The 19,768-nt window shown below is 66.0% G+C and carries 17 protein-coding genes; 15 read left to right on the forward strand and 2 right to left on the reverse strand.

What is annotated here, in order from left to right; genetic code table 11:
• Positions 1-61: 61 nt before the first annotated feature.
• From C404_RS37320 to C404_RS37370, 11 genes are all read left to right on the forward strand, one after another.
• Positions 62-1,552, forward strand: a complete 1,491-nt coding sequence (locus C404_RS37320; RefSeq protein ID WP_021193880.1) for a 2-hydroxymuconic semialdehyde dehydrogenase — start codon at positions 62-64, stop codon at positions 1,550-1,552.
• Positions 1,549-2,370, forward strand: a complete 822-nt coding sequence (locus C404_RS37325) for a 2-keto-4-pentenoate hydratase (RefSeq protein WP_021193881.1) — start codon at positions 1,549-1,551, stop codon at positions 2,368-2,370. Before C404_RS37320 ends, C404_RS37325 begins: the two co-directional genes overlap by 4 nt.
• Positions 2,367-3,308 (forward strand): acetaldehyde dehydrogenase (acetylating), encoded by a 942-nt coding sequence (locus C404_RS37330; protein WP_021193882.1) that lies wholly within the window; start codon positions 2,367-2,369, stop codon positions 3,306-3,308. The genes C404_RS37325 and C404_RS37330 overlap by 4 nt, the downstream gene beginning before the upstream one ends.
• 13 nt (positions 3,309-3,321) lie before the next feature.
• On the forward strand, positions 3,322-4,401 hold the full coding sequence (dmpG, locus tag C404_RS37335; protein WP_021193883.1) for a 4-hydroxy-2-oxovalerate aldolase: 1,080 nt from the start codon (positions 3,322-3,324) through the stop codon (positions 4,399-4,401).
• The gene (locus C404_RS37340) at positions 4,398-5,162 is read left to right on the forward strand and encodes a 2-keto-4-pentenoate hydratase (protein ID WP_021193884.1); all 765 of its coding nucleotides are present in this window, start codon (positions 4,398-4,400) and stop codon (positions 5,160-5,162) included. The genes dmpG and C404_RS37340 overlap by 4 nt, the downstream gene beginning before the upstream one ends.
• Before the next feature lie 11 nt (positions 5,163-5,173).
• On the forward strand, positions 5,174-5,605 hold the full coding sequence (locus tag C404_RS37345) for a RidA family protein (RefSeq protein ID WP_021193885.1): 432 nt from the start codon (positions 5,174-5,176) through the stop codon (positions 5,603-5,605).
• Between the two features lie 32 nt (positions 5,606-5,637).
• Positions 5,638-6,162 (forward strand): 3-hydroxyanthranilate 3,4-dioxygenase, encoded by a 525-nt coding sequence (locus C404_RS37350; protein WP_021193886.1) that lies wholly within the window; start codon positions 5,638-5,640, stop codon positions 6,160-6,162.
• 37 nt (positions 6,163-6,199) lie between these two features.
• On the forward strand, positions 6,200-7,210 hold the full coding sequence (locus C404_RS37355) for an amidohydrolase family protein (protein WP_031329060.1): 1,011 nt from the start codon (positions 6,200-6,202) through the stop codon (positions 7,208-7,210).
• Between the two features lie 40 nt (positions 7,211-7,250).
• A complete protein-coding gene (gene kynU / locus C404_RS37360) occupies positions 7,251-8,489 on the forward strand; it encodes a kynureninase (RefSeq protein WP_021193888.1) in 1,239 nt (412 codons plus the stop codon).
• Between the two features lie 84 nt (positions 8,490-8,573).
• Complete coding sequence (locus tag C404_RS37365; protein ID WP_021193889.1) at positions 8,574-9,971, forward strand: amino acid permease; 1,398 nt, start codon at positions 8,574-8,576, stop codon at positions 9,969-9,971.
• Between the two features lie 54 nt (positions 9,972-10,025).
• A complete protein-coding gene (locus C404_RS37370) occupies positions 10,026-10,571 on the forward strand; it encodes an NADPH-dependent FMN reductase (RefSeq protein WP_021193890.1) in 546 nt (181 codons plus the stop codon).
• An 18-nt stretch (positions 10,572-10,589) separates the two neighbouring features.
• Here C404_RS37370 and C404_RS37375 read toward each other — a convergent pair whose 3' ends face one another.
• Positions 10,590-11,828 (reverse strand): CynX/NimT family MFS transporter, encoded by a 1,239-nt coding sequence (locus C404_RS37375; protein ID WP_031329061.1) that lies wholly within the window; start codon positions 11,826-11,828, stop codon positions 10,590-10,592.
• A 91-nt stretch (positions 11,829-11,919) separates the two neighbouring features.
• Positions 11,920-12,801 carry a Rossmann-like and DUF2520 domain-containing protein gene (locus tag C404_RS37380; RefSeq protein WP_031329064.1) on the reverse strand — a complete coding sequence of 294 codons (882 nt, stop codon included), beginning with the start codon at positions 12,799-12,801 and terminating at the stop codon, positions 11,920-11,922.
• Between the two features lie 268 nt (positions 12,802-13,069).
• On the opposite strand from C404_RS37380, the gene C404_RS37385 reads away from it, so the two are divergent.
• From C404_RS37385 to C404_RS37400, 4 genes are read left to right on the forward strand one after another with little or no spacing between them, the layout of a single operon-like run.
• Positions 13,070-14,662: an efflux transporter outer membrane subunit gene (locus tag C404_RS37385; protein ID WP_031329065.1), complete on the forward strand. Its 1,593-nt coding sequence runs from the start codon at positions 13,070-13,072 to the stop codon at positions 14,660-14,662.
• The gene (locus C404_RS37390) at positions 14,659-15,816 is read left to right on the forward strand and encodes an efflux RND transporter periplasmic adaptor subunit (protein WP_031329066.1); all 1,158 of its coding nucleotides are present in this window, start codon (positions 14,659-14,661) and stop codon (positions 15,814-15,816) included. The genes C404_RS37385 and C404_RS37390 overlap by 4 nt, the downstream gene beginning before the upstream one ends.
• Positions 15,813-18,908, forward strand: coding sequence for an efflux RND transporter permease subunit (locus tag C404_RS37395; protein ID WP_021193895.1), 3,096 nt, complete (start codon positions 15,813-15,815; stop codon positions 18,906-18,908). Before C404_RS37390 ends, C404_RS37395 begins: the two co-directional genes overlap by 4 nt.
• Before the next feature lie 45 nt (positions 18,909-18,953).
• A complete protein-coding gene (locus tag C404_RS37400; RefSeq protein ID WP_021193896.1) occupies positions 18,954-19,739 on the forward strand; it encodes a crotonase/enoyl-CoA hydratase family protein in 786 nt (261 codons plus the stop codon).
• Positions 19,740-19,768: the final 29 nt, after the last annotated feature.

Here is a 19,768-nt window from a genome sequence, read left to right on the forward strand (position 1 = left end):
GTTCATCTCTGCCGCGCGTCCCTAGACTCCTGCAAAACCTTCAACAAGAGCAGGAGACGCTGTGAATCAGGAATCGGCTGACGCCGCACGCACCCCGCGGCTTTTACGGCATTACATCAACGGCGAATTCGTGGCGAGCGCCACCACCTTTGCCGATGTCAGCCCTGTCGACGGCACGCTGGTCGCCCAGGTGTGCGAGGCTGATGCGGCCGCTGTGGACCAGGCCGTGCGCGCTGCACGTGTGGCGCAAGCGGCAGGCTGGCGCGACACTACCCCCGCCCAGCGCGCCGACTGGCTGCACCGCATTGCCGATGGCATCCAGGCGCGGTTTGACGAATTCGTTGCCGCCGAAGTGGCCGACACCGGCCGCCCGCTCACGCAGGCCCGCACGCTGGATGTGGCACGCGGCATCGCCAACTTCCGCACGTTTGCCGACCTGATCCGCACGGCCAACAGCGAATTCTTCGAAACCCACACGCCGGACGGCAGCGAGTTCATCAACTACGTGCGCCGCAAGCCGCTGGGCGTGATCGGCATCATCTCGCCGTGGAACCTGCCGCTGCTGCTGTTCACGTGGAAGGTGGCGCCGGCGCTGGCCATGGGCAACTGCGTGGTCGCCAAGCCGTCGGAAGAGACGCCGGGCTCCGCCACGCTGCTGGCCGAGGTCATGCACGACGTGGGCCTGCCGCCGGGCGTGTTCAACCTGATCCACGGCCACGGGCCGAACGCGGCCGGGGAATTCCTCACCCGCCATCCGGACATCAGCGCCATCACCTTCACGGGCGAATCGCGCACCGGCAGCACGATCATGAAGACCGTGGCCGACGGTGTGAAAGAGATCTCGTTCGAGCTGGGCGGCAAGAATGCCGCCGTGGTGTTTGCGGATGCGGATTTCGATGCGGCAGTGGAGGGCGTCGTCAAATCCAGCTTCACCAATGCCGGGCAGGTATGCCTGTGCAGTGAGCGCGTGTATGTCGAGCGGCCGATCTTCGGCCGCTTTGTCGCGGCACTCAAAGCACGCACGGAAACGCTGTGCGTTGGCGCGCCGGACGATCCGGCCAGCACCATGGGCCCGCTCATTTCGCGCGGCCATCGCGAGAAGGTGTTGTCCTACTTCCGCCTGGCGGTGGAAGAGGGGGCGACGGTCGTCACCGGCGGCGGCGTGCCGCAGTTTGGCGACGCACGCGATGACGGCGCCTTCGTGCAGCCGACGATCTGGACCGGCCTGCCCGATACCGCGCGCTGCGTCACCGAAGAAATCTTCGGCCCCGTGTGCCACATCGCTCCGTTCGATAGCGAGGAAGAGGTGATCCACCGCGTGAACGACAGCGCCTACGGCCTGGCCGCCAGCATTTGGACCACGCAGCTCGCACGCGGCCATCGCGTGGCCAAGCAGATCGAAACGGGCATCGTGTGGGTCAACGCGTGGTTTGTGCGAGACCTGCGTACGCCGTTTGGCGGCGCCAAGCTCTCCGGTATCGGCCGTGAAGGCGGGCGCCATTCCCTGGACTTCTATTCCGAATTGACCAACGTCTGCGTGAGGGTTGCATGAGCGCCATCGATATGAACGCGGCCATCGCGTTGGCCCATCAGCTGTGGCAGGCCGAGCAGGAGCGCGCACCGCGTGCGCCGGTGCGTGACGCCATTGCCGCACTCGGTGGCAATCCGCTGGAAGCAGCGTATGCCGTGCAGCGCGTCAACACGGAGCGCAAGCTGGCCAGCGGCCGCCGCCTGGTCGGCCGCAAGATCGGCCTGACGTCGAAGGCTGTGCAGGCGCAGCTCGGCGTCGATCAACCCGACTTCGGCATGCTGTTCGACGACATGGCGATTGCCGACGGCGAAGAGATCGCCCTGTCGCGCACGCTGCAGCCAAAGGTCGAAGCCGAGATCGCCCTCGTGCTGGAACACGACCTGCCGTACGAGCGCCACACCATTGCCGACCTGATTCGTGCCACCGCCTACGCGTTGCCCGCCATCGAGATCGTCGGCAGCCGCATCGCCAACTGGGATATCCGCCTGACCGACACCGTGGCCGACAACGCCTCTAGCGGCCTGTTCGTGCTGGGCAACCGGCCGGTCAAGCTCGATGCGTTTGACGCCATCCAGTGCGGCATGGTGATGGAGCGCCGCGGTGATCAGGTCAGCGTGGGTGCTGGGGCAGCGTGCCTCGGCAACCCGCTGCACGCCGCACTGTGGCTGGCCAACACCATGACCCGTGTGAACGCGCCGCTCAAAGCCGGCGACATCGTGCTGACGGGCGCGCTCGGGCCGATGGTCGGCGTGGCGCCAGGCGATGTCTTCACTGCGCATATCGAAGGCCTCGGCAGCGTGAGCGCCTGTTTCTCCACCCAACCGGATTCCGCACAATGAAGGGCAACAAAAAGCAGGCCGTCGCCATCATCGGCTCCGGCAATATCGGCACCGATCTGATGATCAAGGTGCTACGCAGCGCCCTGCATCTGGAGATGGGCGCGATGGTCGGCATCGACCCCAACTCCGACGGGCTGGCACGCGCCGCCCGGTTGGGCGTGCCGACCACGGCCAAGGGCATCGAAGGGCTGGTCGCCATGCCCAACTTTGGCGACATCCGTATCGCGTTTGACGCGACCTCCGCTGGCGCGCATGCCCATCATGCAGAGGTGCTGCGTCAGCATGGCGTGCAGGTGATTGATCTGACACCGGCAGCCATCGGCCCCTTCGTCGTGCCGGTCGTGAACCTGTTCGAGCACGTGGAGGCCCCCAACGTGAACATGGTCACGTGCGGCGGCCAGGCGACGATTCCTATCGTGTATGCGGTCTCACGCGTGGCACCCGTGCATTACGCAGAGATCGTTGCCTCCATCGCCAGCCGCTCTGCCGGGCCTGGCACACGCGCCAATATTGACGAGTTCACGGAGACCACCTCCAAAGCCATCGAAACGGTGGGCGGTGCTGCACGCGGCAAGGCGATCATCGTGCTGAACCCGGCTGAGCCGCCGCTGATGATGCGCGACACCGTGTACTGCCTGACCGACGAAGACGCCGACACCACCGCCATTGCCGATTCGATCGAAGCCATGGTGGCCGCTGTCGCCAGCTATGTGCCGGGCTATCGCCTCAAGCAGGCCGTGCAGTTTGACCGCTACACCGCCGACAGCCCGCTCGCGCTACATGCGAACGACCGCCGCGCGGGGCTGAAGGTGAGTGTCTTCCTGGAAGTGGAGGGCGCCGCGCACTACCTGCCGTCGTACGCAGGCAACCTGGACATCATGACCTCGGCAGCGCTGGCCGCCGCCGAGCAGATCGCGGCAAGCCGCGCAGCCGCCTGATGGGAGATCGGCCATGACCAATAACACCAAGAAGATCTACGTCTCAGACGTGACGCTGCGCGACGGTATGCACGCGATCCGTCATCAGTATTCGCTGGAGCACGCTGTTGCCATTGCCCGCGCGCTGGACGATGCGGGTGTCGACAGCATTGAAGTGGCGCACGGCGACGGGCTGTCCGGCTCCAGCTTCAACTACGGCTTCGGCGCGCATACCGACCTGGAGTGGATTGCCGCCGTTGCCGGCGCCGTCAAGCGGGCCCGCGTGGCAACGCTGCTGCTGCCCGGCATCGGCACTGTGCATGACCTGCGTGCCGCCTACGATGCGGGCGCCCGCGTCGTGCGCATTGCCACCCACTGCACCGAGGCCGACATCTCGAAGCAGCACATCGAGTACGCGCGCTCGCTCGGCATGGACACGGTCGGCTTCCTGATGATGTCGCACATGACCACGCCGCAGGCACTGGGCGTACAGGCCAAGCTGATGGAAAGCTACGGTGCGCAATGCGTCTACGTGGTGGACTCCGGCGGCGCCCTGAGCATGCGCGATGTGGCTGAGCGCTTCGACGCACTCAAGGGCGTGCTCGACCCCGCCACGCAAACCGGCATGCACGCGCACCACAACCTCTCGCTGGGTGTGGCGAACTCCATCGTTGCGCTGGAGCATGGGTGCGACCGCGTGGATGCCTCGCTGACGGGCATGGGTGCGGGCGCCGGCAATGCACCGCTTGAGGTGTTCATTGCCGCGGTGGACCGCATGGGCCTGAACCACGGCTGCGACGTGAAGAAGCTGATCGACGCCGCAGAAGACATCGTGCGCCCGCTGCAAGAGCGCCCCGTGCGTGTGGACCGCGAAACGCTCGCGCTGGGCTATGCCGGTGTGTACTCCAGCTTCCTGCGGCATACCGAAGCGGCGGCGGCCAAGTACGGCTTGTCGGCGTTCGACATCATGGTCGAACTGGGCCGCCGCCGCATGGTGGGTGGCCAGGAAGACATGATCGTCGACGTGGCGCTCGACATGCTGAAGGCCCGTGCGTCGGACCGTGAGTCGGACCATAAGTCGGCCCAGCAATCGCCGAGCAAGGAGGCTGCATGACCGATCTCAACGCCGTTGCCGCACGCGTGGATGATGCCGCGCGCTACGCAGAGCCGATCGCCCAGTTGACCGATGACGCAGGTTTCTCGCTGGACGAAGCCTACGATATCCAACGCGCGTCGATTGAGCGCCGTATCCATCGCGGTGAAAGCATGGTCGGCGTCAAGCTGGGCTTCACCAGCCGGGCCAAGATGGTGCAGATGGGCGTCGACAGCCTGATCTGGGGCTGGTTGACCGACACGATGCTCGAAGAAGACGGTGGGCGCGTGCTGCTCGATCGCTTCATCCATCCGCGTGTCGAGCCCGAGGTCTGCTTCCTGACCAGCCGCGAGATTGACCGCCCGCTCACACTGCTGGAAGCCGCGAGCTATCTGGACGCCGTGGCACCCGCCATGGAGATCATCGATTCGCGCTACCGCAACTTCAAGTTCACGCTGGAAGACGTGGTGGCGGACAACTGCTCGTCGGCCGGGCTCGTCATCGGGCCGTGGACGCGCCGCTTTGACGGGTTGCGCAACGCGGGTGTGCTGATGCGCATGAACGGCCGCGCGGTGCAGGTGGGCTCGACCGCCGCAATTCTGGGCGACCCGCTGCGCTCGGTTGTGCAGGCCTCGCGCCTGATCTCGCAGAGCGGGCTGGTGCTGCCAGCGGGCTCACTCATCATGGCCGGCGCGGCCACGGCAGCCGAAGCGCTGCCGCGCGGCGCGCACGTGCAGTGCGTCGTCAACGGACTTAGCACCACGGAATTCACTACCTACTGAGCGTCATCGACATGACCACTGAAACCAATCCGCAAGGACGCCTCGTGGCTGGCAAGGCCAAACCGCGTGGCCGCTTTCCGCACATCACCCGCGCGGGCGATTTCCTGTTCGTCTCGGGCACCAGTTCGCGCCGTCCGGACAACACCATTGCCGGCGCTTCGGTCGATGCACTGGGCACGACCCAACTCGATATCCGTGAACAGACCCGCGTGGTGATCGAGAACATCCGCGACATCCTGCGCAGCGAAGGCGCGGACCTGTCCAACCTGGTCGAGATCACCTCGTTCCTGGTCAACATGAACGACTTCGCCGGATACAACGCGGTGTACGGGGAATACTTTGATGAGACCGGCCCGACCCGCACGACGGTGGCGGTGCACCAGTTGCCGCACCCGCATCTGGTGATCGAGATGAAGGCGATTGCCTACGCGCCGAAGCGATAACGAAAACTACGCTAGGCCCCAAGGAGCGAGACATGTTGACCTACGGAAAGCCGTTCAACTTCCAGAAGTGGATCGATGAACACGCCCATCTGCTCAAGCCGCCAGTCGGCAATCAGCAGGTGTGGCAGGACAGCGATTTCATCGTGACCGTGGTGGGTGGGCCGAACCACCGCACCGACTACCACGACGATCCGCTCGAAGAGTTTTTCTACCAGTTGCGCGGCAATGCGTATCTGAACCTGTGGATCGACGGCAAACAGGATCGTGTGGACCTGAAGGAGGGCGATGTCTTCCTGCTGCCACCGCACGTACGGCACTCGCCGCAGCGGCCCGAGGCGGGCAGTGTTTGCCTGGTGATCGAGCGCCAGCGCCCGGCGGGGCTGCTCGATGGTTTCGAGTGGTACTGCGATGCCTGCGGCCACCTTGTCCACCGCGTCGAGGTGCAGCTCAAGAGCATCGTGCGTGATTTGCCGCCGCTGTTCGAAGCGTTCTACGCGTCGGAAGACAAACGCCGCTGCCCGCAGTGCGGCCACATCCACCCAGGCAAGGCCGCCTGACGGTCTGGCGTTCCCTCACAAGCAATTGCAATTGACGATGACACTTCGAATCGACATGCATTCGCACTTCTTCCCGCCCATCACGCAGGAAGAAGCAGCAAGCCTCGATGCAGAACAAGCCCCGTGGCTGCGCATCGACGCCGACGGCGAGCGCGGCATGATCATGGCCGGTGAACGCGCGTTCCGCCCGGTCTACCGCGCCCTGTGGGACCCGGCCAAGCGCATCGAAGAGATGGACGCGCTTGGCGTGGACGTACAGCTCGTCTGCGCCACGCCGGTGATGTTCGGCTACGGCTACGACGGTGCCGCTGCGCACAACTGGGCCATGCGCATGAACGATCGCGCGCTCGAACTCTGCGCACATGCGCCCAAGCGCTTGAAGGCGCTGGCGCAGGTGCCGCTGCAGGACATCGACCTGGCGTGCCGCGAGGCGACGCGTGCGCATCGCTCAGGCCACCACGGCGTGCAGATCGGCAACCATCTCGGCCCGCGCGACCTGGACGACGCGCACCTCGTCACCTTCCTCACGCACTGCGCCAACGACGGCATTCCCGTGCTCGTGCACCCGTGGGACATGATGACCGACGGCCGCATGAAGAAGTGGATGCTGCCTTGGCTGGTGGCCATGCCGGCCGAGACGCAACTGAGCATGGTGTCGCTGATCCTCTCCGGCGCGTTTGAGCGGATTCCCAAGTCGCTCAAGCTGTGCTTTGCGCATGGCGGCGGCAGCTTCGCGTTCCTGCTCGGCCGCGTGCAGAACGCCTGGGAGCAGCGCGACATCGTGCGCGAAGACTGCCCGAATCCGCCCACCTCGTACCTCGACCGCTTCTACGTGGACAGTGCCGTGTTCGATCCGCGCGCATTGAGCCTGCTGGTCGACACCATGGGCGAAGACCGTGTGCTGCTGGGCTCCGACTATCCGTTCCCGCTGGGCGAACAGAAGATCGGCGACCTGGTGGCCAACCATGCGGAGCTGAGCGACACAGCCAAGGCCAAGATCCTGGGCGGCAACGCAGCGCGCTTCTTCGATCTTCCCGAAGCCGCCTGAACGGCAGCTCCCCGAACCTTTCAACACACAGCAACACACCATGACTTCGACGATCACTCGGGAGGCCTGCGCCGCACTGGACGCAGCCGACACGCTGGCCCATTGCCGCGCACGCTTCAACCTGCCTGCAGACACGATCTACCTGGACGGCAATTCGCTGGGCGCGATGCCCGCCAACGTGCCCGCCCGCATGAAGCAGGCGCTGGAGCAGGAGTGGGCCCACGGCCTCATCCGCTCGTGGAACGATGCCGACTGGTACCCCGCACCGCAGCGCACCGGCGACAAGATCGCCAAGCTGATCGGCGCAGGGCAGGGCGAAGTCATCGTCGCGGATTCCACCTCGGTGAACCTGTTCAAGGTGCTGGTGGCCGCCACCCGCATGCAGCCGGGCCGCCGCGTGATCCTGGCCGAGCGCACGAACTTCCCGACCGACGTGTACATCGCCAGCAGCGCTGCCGAGATGACCGGTTGCGAGCTACGCTGCGTCGATCCGGACGACGTACTGGCCAACATCGACGAGACCGTCGCCATCGTGTCGCTCACGCACGTGAACTACAAGACCGGCAAACGTTACGACATGGAAGCCGTGACGCGCCGCGCGCACGCAGTCGGCGCGCTGATCGTCTGGGACTTGTGCCACACCGCTGGCGCGATGCCCGTGCAACTGAACGCGTGCGAAGCCGATTTCGCTGTGGGCTGCGGCTACAAGTACCTGAACGGCGGCCCGGGCGCACCGGCCTTCGTGTTCGTCGCGTCGCGCCATCTGGCGGCAATCCGTCAACCGCTGACGGGCTGGCACGGCCACGCCAAGCCGTTTGAGTTCACGCACGACTACGCGCCGCATCCCGCCATCGACCGCATGCTGACGGGCACTGCACCGCAGCTCGGCGTGATTGCGCTGGAGAGCGCGCTTGATGCCTTTGACGGTGTGAACCTCGACACGCTGCGCGAGAAGAGCGTTGCGCTGGGCGACCTGTTCATCAAGCTGGCCGATCAGGAGCTTGCCGGGCTCGGTTGCGGGCTGGCCTCGCCGCGTGATGCGGACCAACGCGGCAGCCAGGTCTCGCTCACGCACGAAGAGGGCTACGCGATCATGCAGGCGCTGATCGACCGTAACGTGATCGGCGACTTCCGTGCACCCGATATCCTGCGCTTTGGCTTCGCGCCGCTCTACGTCCGCTACGTCGACATCTGGGACACCATCGCCGCGCTCAAGGACATCATCGCGACCGGCGCGTGGAACACCCCGGAATTCCGTACGCGCAAGTCCGTGACCTGAGCCTCAGCGTCGGACAGGTCGGCAATCCCACTACAAACAAGCAGCCGCACCTACGCGGTGCCGGCTGCAGCAAGGAGACATGCCGTGAGGCAACAACACGGATTCGACACGATCGTCGAGCGGGAGAAGGGGCTGCAGCGGGGCCTGTCCACCGCGCAGCTTTCGATGATTGCCATTGGCGGCGCCATCGGCACGGGCCTGTTCCTGGGCAGCGGGTTCGCCATTGGCTTTGCGGGGCCCAGCGTGCTGGTGAGCTATGCGATCGGCGCGCTGATCGCCTTGCTCCTGATGGGCTGCCTGGCCGAGATGACGGTCGCCCACCCCACGTCCGGTTCGTTCGGCGCGTATGCCGAGCACTACATTGGGCCGTGGGCCGGCTTCCTCGTCCGCTATGCGTACTGGTCGTCGATCGTGCTGGCGGTGGGCGCGGAGGTGACGGCCATCGCCGTGTACATGAAGTACTGGTTTCCAGCGGTGCCGGGCTGGTACTGGATCGTCGGGTTTTCGGCGGCGCTCATCGGCGTGAACGTGGTCAGCGTGAAGGTGTTCGGCGCGGTCGAGTATGTGTTCTCGATGCTCAAGATTGCGGCCATCGTCGGCTTCATCCTGCTGGGGGCGTACGTGGTGTTCAGCGCACCGGCCAGCTCGGGCATCGGCTTGGCGAACTACCAGGTGCAGGGCGGTTTCTTCCCGAAAGGCGCGTGGGGCACATGGGTGGCCGTGATCGTGTCGATCTTCAGCTACCTGAGCATCGAGATGATCGCCGTGGCCGCCGGAGAGGCGCGTGACCCGCACAAGGCCATCACGAGCGCCTTCCGCGCCACGATGATCCGGCTGGTGGTCTTCTACCTGCTGACGCTCGCGCTGATGCTGGCCATCGTGCCGTGGACGTCCGCCGGTGGTAACGAGAGCCCGTTCGTGAAAGTGATGGCAGCCACGTCCGTGCCGGGCGCCGCCGGGGTGTTCAATTTCGTGATCCTGGTGGCCGCGCTGTCGGCCATGAACAGCCAGCTCTACATCACCACGCGCATGATGTTCAGCCTGTCGCGCGCCGGTTACGCGCCCCAAGCGCTGGGCCGTCTGAACGCGAGCGGTGTGCCGACCGGGGCGTTGCTGCTGTCGGCGGTGGGCATTGCCGTGGCGACCGTGCTCAACGCGCTGTACCCGGAGAGCGCCTTCCTGCTGATGATGTCGGTGTCGATGTTTGGCGCGATGTTTACGTGGCTGATGATCTTCGTCACGCATCTGTTCTTCCGCCGGCAGCATCGCGGTCAGGTGCTCGCATTCCGCATGTGGGGGTTTCCCGTCACGTCGTTGCTGGGTGCGGCGCTGATGGCGGCGGCACTGGTTACGACCTACTTCACGGCGGAGTTCCGGATGACCCTGCTGTGCGGCGTGCCCTTCATGATCGCGCTGGCGGTGGTGTACAGCGTCTGGTATCGCAAACAAGCGCAGGTTGCCCAGGCTGTCACCTCTTCTTGATCGGGCGAATGTCCGCTATTCTCGCCAATCCCAACACTGACGGAGTCGTTCTTCATGTCGCTGACCTTTCTCGGCATTGCCGGCAGCCTGCGCCGCAAATCCACCAACCAGGGGCTGCTGCGTGCGGCATCCACACGCCTGCCTGAAGGCGTTGAAATGGAACTGGCCGATCTGCGTGATGTGCCGTTCTATAACGCAGATCTGACAGACAAGCCGGCTTCGGTACAGCGCGTGTTTCAGCAGCTGGAGCGCGCCGATGCACTCGTACTGGCTTGCCCTGAATACAACTATTCACTGGCGCCGGCGCTGAAGAACATTCTCGATTGGGCCTCGCGCGAACCCAACAACGCGCTGCTGGCCGGCAAGCCGGTGGCGATCCTGGGGGCGGGCGGTGGCATGGGCACGTCCCGCGCGCAATACCACCTGCGTCAGGTATGCGTGTACCTGGACCTGCATCCGCTGAACAAGCCGGAAGTGTTTGCGAACGCGTTTGCCGGTGGCTTTACGCCGGACGGCGATCTGACGGACGAACGCATTGCCGGCCTGATCACCGAACAGATGCAGGCGCTCGCCAATTGGACGACCAAGCACAAAGCTTGAGCACGGCCTTGATGTCGTTCACTCGCCGGCGCGCAGCGTACGGTTGCGCCCGGCGAGCGACCCCATCACGATCGACGCCAGCGCAATCGCGCTGAATAGCCAGCCGATCACGGCCCAACTGCCGGTCAGGTCGTGCAACACCCCCATCAGATACGGCCCCGCAGCGGCCATGGTGTAGCCGATGCCTTGCGTCATGGCTGACAGGCTGGCCGCCACCCGCGCATCGGCTGAGCGCAGCACGATCAGCGACAGCGCCACGCTGAAGTTGCCACCCTGGCCCAACCCCAGCAGTACCGCCCACCACCACAGCGTCGAGAGCGGCGCGCACAGGCAGCCGATCAGGCCGGCCCAGCACATCAGCATCATCAGCACGACGGCGGGGCGCTGGTCCCGCCCGAGCCGTGCCACAAACGGCCCGCCCAGCGCGGTGATGAGCTGCACAAGAATCGACACCGCCACCACCACGCCCGATTGCACGGCAGACAGCCCGCGGTCTTGCAGGATCACCGGCAGCCAGCCGAACACGCAATATGCCAGCGACGATTGCAGACCCATGTGCAGCGTCACCTGCCAGGCGATCGGCTTGTTCCAGAGCGACACGCGTTCGAGTCGCGCAGCCGACCCCTTGCCGTGTGCATGCCGCATGTGCGGCCACCAGCCGACAAAGGCCAGCAGCGCCGGCAACGCCCAGAATGCCAGTGCCGGTTGCCACCCACCCAGCCATGCGGAAAGTGGTGCGCTGGCGCCGGCCGCCACTGCCGCGCCAAAGCACAGCGCCATCGTGTAGACACCGGTCATCAGATCGGCCTGCCGCCCGAAGTCACGCTTGACGATGCCCGGCAGCAGGATGCCCGTCACGCCAATGCAGGCACCCGCCGCCAGCGTGCCGATGAAGAGCGGTGCGACGCCGCCCGCGCTGCGCAAGGCAATGCCGGCCGCCAACGCAATCAGCAAACCGCCCACCGCACGTTCCGCGCCGAAGCGTCGGGCTAGCACTGCGGCCGCCGGCGCGAAGAGGCCCAGGCACAGCACAGGCAATGTCGTCAGCAAGCCCGCCGTGGCGCCAGACAACCCTGTGCCAGCGGCTACCTGTTTGAGCACAGGTGACAGGCTGGACAACGCAGGCCGCAGGTTCACCCCCACCAGCACCAGCCCGACCACGAGCAGGATCAGCGCGCCGGCCGAGTTGTGCACGGTGGCGTTATGCGTGGCGGCAGGCGATTGCGGCGAATGCGGCGAGTGCGGTGATTGGGACATGGCAGGACAGGCGTGCGGGCAAGCTGCCGATTGTAGGGCGCGCGCCGGATTGGTGCTGGCGCGCCGCCCGATCCCAATGATGATGTTGCTGTTATTGCGTGCGGTCGATGCGTTTGGCAAGGTCAGCCAGCACATCGGCGGACGGCGAGCCGCGTTCGGTTGCTAGGGCCAGTGCGCGCCGCGTGAGTGCGGTGTATAGCGTTGCGTGATCGGCGCCGAGCGCGTCGAGTGCTTGGAGGTGCTTGTCGATGACGCCGCCATCGCCGCGTGAGACTGGGCCGGCCAGTGCGCCCGCCAGGCCGCGTGCACGAGCGGCGGCCAGGGTGCCGTCCACCAGCGGCCACATGGCCTCGACGGCGGCGTCGCGATTGATGCCCGCCGCCTGCCACAGTGTGGCCGCCTCATGCAGCGCGCACAGCAGGAAGCTGGCCGCGTAGTTGGCACCGGCGTGATACAGCGCACGTTGTCCGGGCCGCACCTTCAGCGGCGTGCAGCCGAGCCGTTGGGCGAGGTTCGCCAGTGCTGCGTCGTGCGGGGCGTCTGCCTCGATGGCAATGGATGCGCCGCCGAGGCGCTCCGCGTCGTCCGGCAAACCGGCAAAGAGGAAAAGGGGGTGAAAGCTGGCGGTATCCGCACCGGCCTGGCGGGCGGCGTCCAGCAGATCGCGCTCGCCCGCGCCGCTGCAATGGACCACAAGCTGCCCAGGGCGCCAGCGCACGCTTGCCGTGACGCGGGCAATCGCGTCATCCGGCACAGTGATGAAGACCCAGTCCGCCGCATCGGCCACACCTTGCGCATCGAGCGCCCTGGCACCCGTTGCCTGCGCCAGCCACGCAGCATTGGCGTGCGTGCGACTGGCCACCGCAGCGCTGTGTACGCCAGCGCGGTGTGCGCGCGTGGCCAACGCCCGCGCCAACCGCCCGGCGCCAATCCAGCCGATGGAAACGGGTGCTTCGATTGCTAAAGAGGACATACCTGGACCCCGCGTCAGAACGGGCGGATCATAAGCCCGCCGTCTCTTCGTATTCGCAATTAACCGCCGTGATTTTCTCCCAACCGTCAATGCGCGTGCAGGGAAGAGGGATACACCTAGTGATGAGCAACGCAAGCGCAGGCGCGCACTTCTCGCTGAGCATCGCCTGACCGCTTTTCGCGGGTTAGCTGAGCGTGCCGCAGGTGTGGGTGTCTCGCAGACGCTTGACTAGGCATAATCCCGGCTGCATTCCCGAAGGACAACATTCATGAAAACAGGTCGACGCGCTGGGGGCATGCCCTCCGGCGGTCTTGCCCAACGTTGTGCCCGATATGCACCGCTGATGCTGGCGATGCTGCTGGCCGGCTGCGCTGTCGGCCCCGACTACCGCACGCCGCAGCTGAAGGGCGCCGAAGCGCCGCAAGGCTGGCACGCCACACTGCCGCACCACGGCAGCCGCATGGCGCTCGCACGCTGGTGGGAGCAGTTTCACGACCCCGTGCTGACACAACTCGTTGAGCAGGCCGATACCACCAGCCCCACCATCGCCCAGGCGGTGGGGCGCATGCGCGAGGCGCGCGCAAGTGTCGCTACCAGCCGGGCGGCGTTTCTTCCGCAACTGAAAGGCAGCGGTTCGGCATCACGGCAGGGCGGATTCGGCAGCAGCGGGTTCGCCGGCGGCTCGGGCTTCGGCGGATTGCCTGGTGGCACTGTGAGCCCGACGCTGGGGCTGGGCACCATCACCACGCTGGCGGCGCAGGCCGATGCATCTTGGGAGATCGACCTGTTTGGTGGCAAGCGCCGCAGCCTGGAAGGTGCCGATGCACGGCTGACCGCCAGCGAGGCCGATTGGCACGATGCCCGCGTGACGCTCGCGGCAGAAGTCGCCAACACCTACCTGCAGCAGCGCGAGTGCGAAGCGCTGGTCGATATCGGTGCGACGACGCTCACTTCGCGGCAGGAAACCCTCACGCTGACCGAGCGCAAATTCCGCGCGGGTTTTGTCTCGCCGGCTGACTATGCGCAGGCGCAGGCCACCGTGGCCGATGCCGTCAACGCGCTGGAAAGCCAGCGGGCGCAATGCGCGCAGGGCATTGACAAGCTTGTCACGCTCACCGGCCTGAACCACGATGCGCTGAATACCCTGCTGGCCAAGGCGAACGCGCAGATCCCTGCACCGCCCGATGCCGGCGTGCCCGATGTGCCGGCGCAGGTGCTGTCGCAGCGGCCCGATGTGTCGTCGTCGGAACGTGCGGTGGCGTCGGCCAGTGCGGACATTGGCGTGGCGGTGGTAAGCCGGTTGCCGTCGCTCACGTTGGTGGGTTCCATCGGTATCAACGCATACCGCGTGAGCGGGCAGTCGTTGACGAGCAAGTCGTGGTCGTTTGGTCCCTCGCTGTCGCTGCCGATTTTCGAAGGCGGTGCGGGCGCGGCACGTGTGGAAACCGCACGTGCGCGTTACGACCAGGCGCTGGCAGCGTATCGCGGCAAGGTGCGCCAGGCTGTGCAGGAAGTTGAAGATGCGCTGGTGCGTCTCGATGCCGCTGACCGTCGCCTCGACGCTGCCACCACGGCTGACGCGCAATACACGAAGGTGCTGGAGGCGGCCAACGCACGCTATCGCCTGGGTGCCGGCAGCCTGCTGCAGCTTGAGGACGTGCGGCGTACGACGCTGCAGGCATCGCAGTCACTGGCAGCTGTGAAGCTCGAACGCGCGCAGGCGTGGGTCGCGCTGTACAAGGCCGCGGGTGGCGGCTGGCACGTGGACGAAGCCGGCGCTACCAACAACGCCCAATCGAATTCTTCCAAGTCTCCCGCGCCGGCCGCTCTGGCCCCAGCGCACAACGGAAACGCTTCATGACAGGACAACGTGTTTGGACGGCTGCGTCGATTATGTCGGCCCTGGTGCTGGCCGGTGTGCTTGCGGCGTGTGGCAAGGCTGCACCCGAGGGTCAGCAATCGGGCAAGGAACAGCCGGCGGTCAAGCCTGCGTTGACCGTGAACGTTGCGCATCTGGCGCAGCAGATGTGGCCGCGTGCAGCCACGGCCAGCGGTGCGGTGCAGGCGTGGCAGGAGGCCAGCATCGGTGCTGAAGTGGGCGGGTTGAAGCTGGCAGAGGTGCTCGTCAACGTGGGGGATGTCGTCAAACAGGGGCAACTGCTGGCGCGCCTGTCGGACGAGACGGTACGTGCCGACGTTGCCGCGCAACGCGCCGCACTGGCAGAGGCTGAAGCCTCCGCGGCGCAGGCCGCAGGTGAAGCCCGCCGCGCGCACGAGCTCGACAAGAGCGGCGCGATCAGCCAGCAGGATCTGGTGCAGTACGACACGCAGGCCAAGACGGCTGCGGCCAAGCTCGCGTCTGCGCGCGCGCAGTTTGACGGCCAGCAACTGCGGTTGCGCTATACGCGGGTGGTGGCGCCGGATGACGGTGTGATCAGCGCGCGTTCGGCCACGGTGGGTGCAGTCGTGTCGTCCGGCACCGAACTCTTCAAGCTGATCCGCAAGAACCGCCTGGAGTGGCGCGCCGAGATGCACGGGGATGTACTGCCGCGCGTGCAGCCCGGCCAGGCCGTGCGCCTGCGCCGCATGGATGGCGGCGTCGTCAACGGCCGCGTGCGCCAGATTGCCCCGACGGTGGATGCGAATACGCGCAATGGCCTCGTCTACGTCGATCTGCCGCCCGAAGCCGGCAGCACGGGTGTGAAGGCGGGTATGTATCTGTCGGGTGATGTGCTGCTGGGTGATGCACCGGCAAAAACGCTGCCCGAGACTGCGGTGTTCTCGCGCGATGGTTACGACTACACGATGGTGGTCGGCCCTCAGAACCGCGTGCGCCAGACCAAGGTTGTGCTCGGTCGTCGTCAGGGTGGTCAAGTGGAGGTCACGCAAGGCATTGGCCCGAACGACGCGGTGGTTGCCGCAGGCGCGGCGTTCCTGAGCGATGGCGATCTCGTGCGCGTGGCTGCGTCTGGCGCCCCCGCATCTGCGCCCGCCGCTGCCGGAGCCAAGCCATGAACTTCTCTGCCTGGGCGATCCGCAAGCCCATTCCGTCGATCCTGCTGTTCATCCTGATCACGGTGGCGGGGCTGGTGTCGTTCAAGATGCTGTCGATCCAGAACTTTCCGGACATCGACTTTCCCGCCGTGTCCGTGACGGCCAGCCTGCCGGGCGCCACGCCCACGCAGATGGAGACCGAGGTCACCCGCAAGATCGAAGACAGTATCGCCAGCATTGGCGCGATCAAGCACATCACGTCCACCATCAACGACGGCAGCTCGACCACGATGGTTGAGTTCCAGCTGGAGAAGGACGTGCAGGAAGCGGTGAACGACGTGCGCGACTCAGTCAGTCGCATTCGCGCGCAGTTGCCGTCCGACGTGCAGGAGCCGGTCATCTCGCGCGTGACGTTCGCCAGCCTGCCGGTGTTGACGTACGCCGTGGAAGCGTCGGACATGGACGCGGAGGATCTCTCCTGGTTTGTCGACAACATCGTCAACAAGCGGTTGCTGTCCGTGCGCGGCGTTGCCAAGGTCACGCGCCAGGGCGGGGTGGACCGCGAGGTGCGCGTGCAGCTCGACCCCGTGCGCCTGCAAGCATTGAACGTGACGGCGGCCGACATCAGCACGCAGGTGCGCGGCATGCAGCAGGAGGCGCCGGGTGGCCGCGGCAACATCGGCGGGCAGGAGCAGGCCGTGCGCACGCTCGGCACCGTGAAGAGCGCGCGTGAGCTGGCGCAGATGGACATTCCGCTGTCCGATGGGCGACGCGTCCGCCTGTCGGATGTGGCCGACGTACGCGACACGGCCGCCGAGCCGCGTCAGATGGCACTGTTCGACGGCAAACCCGTGGTGAGCTTCCAGGTGTTCCGCTCGCGCGGCGCCAGTGAGGTCTCGGTGGCCAAGGGCGTACGCGAGGCCATTGCCAAGCTGCAGGCCGAGCGCCCCAACGTGCATGTGACCGAGGTCTTCAATATGGTCAAGCCGGTGGCTGACTCGTACAAGGCATCGATGGATGCGCTGTACGAAGGCGCCATCCTGGCCGTGCTGGTGGTGTGGCTGTTCCTGCGCGACTGGCGGGCGACGTTCGTGTCGGCGGTGGCGTTGCCGCTGTCGATCATCCCCACGTTTGCCGCCATGCAGTTGCTGGATTTCACACTCAACGGCATCACGCTGCTGGCGCTCACGCTAGTGGTCGGGATTCTTGTCGACGATGCCATCGTGGAGGTGGAGAACATCGTGCGCCACCTGCGCGACGGCAAGAAACCGCTGGAGGCGGCGATGGAGGCCGCGCAGGAGATTGGCCTGGCGGTGATCGCCACCTCGCTCACGCTGGTGGCCGTGTTTCTGCCAACGGCCTTCATGGGCGGCATTTCGGGCAAGTTCTTCAAGCAGTTCGGGTGGACGGCCTCGCTGGCGGTGCTGGCGTCGTTGCTGGTGGCGCGCTTGCTGACGCCCATGATGGCGGCCTACATGCTCAAGCCGCAAAACGAGCCTAACCGCGACAGCTGGATCATGACGCGCTACCTGCAGGCGGCGCGCTGGTGCCTGGTGCACCCGTGGAAGACGGGCGGCATGGCGGCGGCATTCTTTGTTGTGTCGGTCGCCATCATTGGGTTGATTCCCGCCACCTTCCTGCCGCCGGAAGACTGGGCGCAACTGCAGATGACGGTGGAAAGCCCGCCCGGCAGCACCATCGCCCAGACGCGCGAGAACACTGAGCGCGTGCGCAAGATCGTGATGCAGCACAAGGAGGTCCGCCACGTCTATACGGCCATCGGCTCGGGCGTGATGGCCGGTGTGCCAGGCTCCAGCGGCGGCGAGGTGCGCAACGGTACGCTGACCATCTCGCTCACGGACAGGCATGACCGCAGCATCAAACAGCAAGCGGTGCAGCGCCAGTTGCGCGAGATGTTGGAGGGTGTGCCGGGCGTGCGTATTTCGTTTGGCGCCGTGGGCTCGGGTGAGCAACTGCAGGTGGTGCTGACCGGTGATGACCCCACCACGTTGCAGCAGTCCGCCCGCGATGTGATGCGCGATCTGCGCACCGTGCCGGGCCTGGGTGCGATCACGTCTTCAGCGAGTCTGTTGCGGCCCGAGATCATCATCCGCCCGGACTTTGCGCGTGCCGCGCAGCAAGGCGTGACCGCTGCCGCCATTGGCCAGGCCGTGCGCGTGGCGACGGCCGGTGACTATGACGTCAACCTGCCCAAGCTGAACCTGCCCGAGCGGCAGGTGTATATCCGCGTGGAGCTGGACCCGAAGGCGCGCAACCAGATCGAGACGATCCGCCAGTTGCGCGTGGCCGGACGCAACGGCGCGGTACCGCTGGAGAACATTGCCGACATCTCCATCGCCAGCGGCCCGGCGCAGATCGACCGCTATGACCGCAGCCGCAACATCACCATCAGCGTGGGGCTGGAGGGGCGTGCGCTGGGCGAGACCAACATGGCGGTGGAGGCGCTGCCATCCATCAAGAATCTGCCGCCGGGCGTGCGCCGCATTGCCTCGGGCGATGTGGAGGGCATGCAGGAGTTGTTCAGCAGCTTCTTCCTCGCCATGTTTGCGGGCGTGCTGTGCGTGTATGCGGTGCTGGTGCTGCTGTTCCACGACTTTACGCAGCCGGTGACGATTCTGGCGGCGCTGCCGCTGTCGGTGGGCGGTGCCTTCGGGTTGCTGGCGTTGTTTGGCTTCAGCCTGTCGCTGCCGGCGCTGATTGGCTTGCTGATGCTGATGGGCATCGTGACCAAGAACTCGATCCTGCTGGTGGAATACGCCATCGTGGCGCGGCGTGACATGGGCATGTCGCGCACCGACGCCATCATCGATGCGTGCCACAAGCGCGCTCGCCCCATCGTCATGACCACCGTGGCGATGACGGCCGGCATGGTGCCGATGGCGCTCGGCCTGGAAGGTGATGCGGGCTTTCGCGCGCCGATGGCGGTGGCGGTGATCGGTGGCCTGCTGACCTCCACGCTGCTGAGCCTGCTGGTGGTGCCGGTGGTGTTCGAAAAGGTGGATGACCTCAAGGAGTGGATGCTGCGCAAGTTCCGCAGCGCGCGCCACCATGGGCACGAGGGCGAGCCGGCGTCGGAGCACGGCCCGCGCTAGGTGTAGCATCGGGCGGTCTAACGTACCTCGCTGCGGAGACCGCCCATGCCCGATGCTGTGCTGTTTCAGACCGATGGCCCAGTCTGCACGATCCTGCTCAACCGGCCCGAGTGCCGTAACGCGGTAGATGGGCCGACCGCCGCCGCGCTGCTCGCCGCGTTCGAGCGCTTTGAAGCCGATGATGCGTTGCGCGTTGCGGTGCTTGGCGGCACCGGTGGGCACTTTTGCTCCGGGGCGGATCTCACCGCTGTGGGTGATCCTTCTAGACGCAATCATCTCGACCCAGATGGCGGGGCGCCTGGCCCAATGGGACCGTCACGCATGGTGTTGTCCAAGCCACTGATTGCAGCCGTGAGTGGCTATGCCGTGGCAGGTGGCCTTGAACTGGCGTTGCTGGCGGATATGCGCGTGGTCGAGCGCGATGCCGTGTTCGGTGTGTTCTGCCGCCGCTGGGGTGTGCCGCTCATCGATGGCGGTACGGTGCGTCTGCCGCGTATCGTCGGCATGGGGCGGGCGCTGGACATGATCCTGACCGGCCGCGCTGTACACGCCGAGGAGGCACTCGCCATGGGCCTTGCCAATCGCGTGGTCGATCCCGGTGAGTCGCTTGCCGTTGCGCAGCAACTCGCGCGGGACATTGCCGCGTTTCCGCAGCAATGCATGCTGGCCGATCGGGCATCGACCTATGCGCAGTGGGATCAGCCGCTGGCCAACGCGCTGCGTGAGGAGGGCGCACGCGGTACGCCGATGGTGTTTGCCGAAGGCGTGGCTGGCGCGGCGCGATTTGCCGGCGGGGCAGGCCGGCACGGGCAACCAGACACGGCAACCTGAGCACGTATGAAAAAAACGCCAATCGGCTT

The sequence above is a fragment of the Ralstonia sp. AU12-08 genome (assembly GCF_000442475.1).
GTDB classification, from domain to species: domain Bacteria; phylum Pseudomonadota; class Gammaproteobacteria; order Burkholderiales; family Burkholderiaceae; genus Ralstonia; species Ralstonia insidiosa.

Bases quoted from the DNA above. Each gene is read 5' to 3' on its own strand.
- C404_RS37325 (WP_021193881.1), top strand. From the start codon at position 1,549: ATGAGCGCCATCGATATGAACGCGGCCATCGCGTTGGCCCATCAGCTG.
- kynU (WP_021193888.1), top strand. From the start codon at position 7,251: ATGACTTCGACGATCACTCGGGAGGCCTGCGCCGCACTGGACGCAGCC.
- C404_RS37395 (WP_021193895.1), top strand. From the start codon at position 15,813: ATGAACTTCTCTGCCTGGGCGATCCGCAAGCCCATTCCGTCGATCCTG.
- C404_RS37345 (WP_021193885.1), top strand. From the start codon at position 5,174: ATGACCACTGAAACCAATCCGCAAGGACGCCTCGTGGCTGGCAAGGCC.
- C404_RS37330 (WP_021193882.1), top strand. From the start codon at position 2,367: ATGAAGGGCAACAAAAAGCAGGCCGTCGCCATCATCGGCTCCGGCAAT.
- C404_RS37385 (WP_031329065.1), top strand. From the start codon at position 13,070: ATGAAAACAGGTCGACGCGCTGGGGGCATGCCCTCCGGCGGTCTTGCC.
- C404_RS37370 (WP_021193890.1), top strand. From the start codon at position 10,026: ATGTCGCTGACCTTTCTCGGCATTGCCGGCAGCCTGCGCCGCAAATCC.
- C404_RS37375 (WP_031329061.1), bottom strand. From the start codon at position 11,828: ATGTCCCAATCACCGCACTCGCCGCATTCGCCGCAATCGCCTGCCGCC.
- dmpG (WP_021193883.1), top strand. From the start codon at position 3,322: ATGACCAATAACACCAAGAAGATCTACGTCTCAGACGTGACGCTGCGC.
- C404_RS37400 (WP_021193896.1), top strand. From the start codon at position 18,954: ATGCCCGATGCTGTGCTGTTTCAGACCGATGGCCCAGTCTGCACGATC.
- C404_RS37350 (WP_021193886.1), top strand. From the start codon at position 5,638: ATGTTGACCTACGGAAAGCCGTTCAACTTCCAGAAGTGGATCGATGAA.
- C404_RS37340 (WP_021193884.1), top strand. From the start codon at position 4,398: ATGACCGATCTCAACGCCGTTGCCGCACGCGTGGATGATGCCGCGCGC.
- C404_RS37355 (WP_031329060.1), top strand. From the start codon at position 6,200: ATGACACTTCGAATCGACATGCATTCGCACTTCTTCCCGCCCATCACG.
- C404_RS37380 (WP_031329064.1), bottom strand. From the start codon at position 12,801: ATGTCCTCTTTAGCAATCGAAGCACCCGTTTCCATCGGCTGGATTGGC.
- C404_RS37390 (WP_031329066.1), top strand. From the start codon at position 14,659: ATGACAGGACAACGTGTTTGGACGGCTGCGTCGATTATGTCGGCCCTG.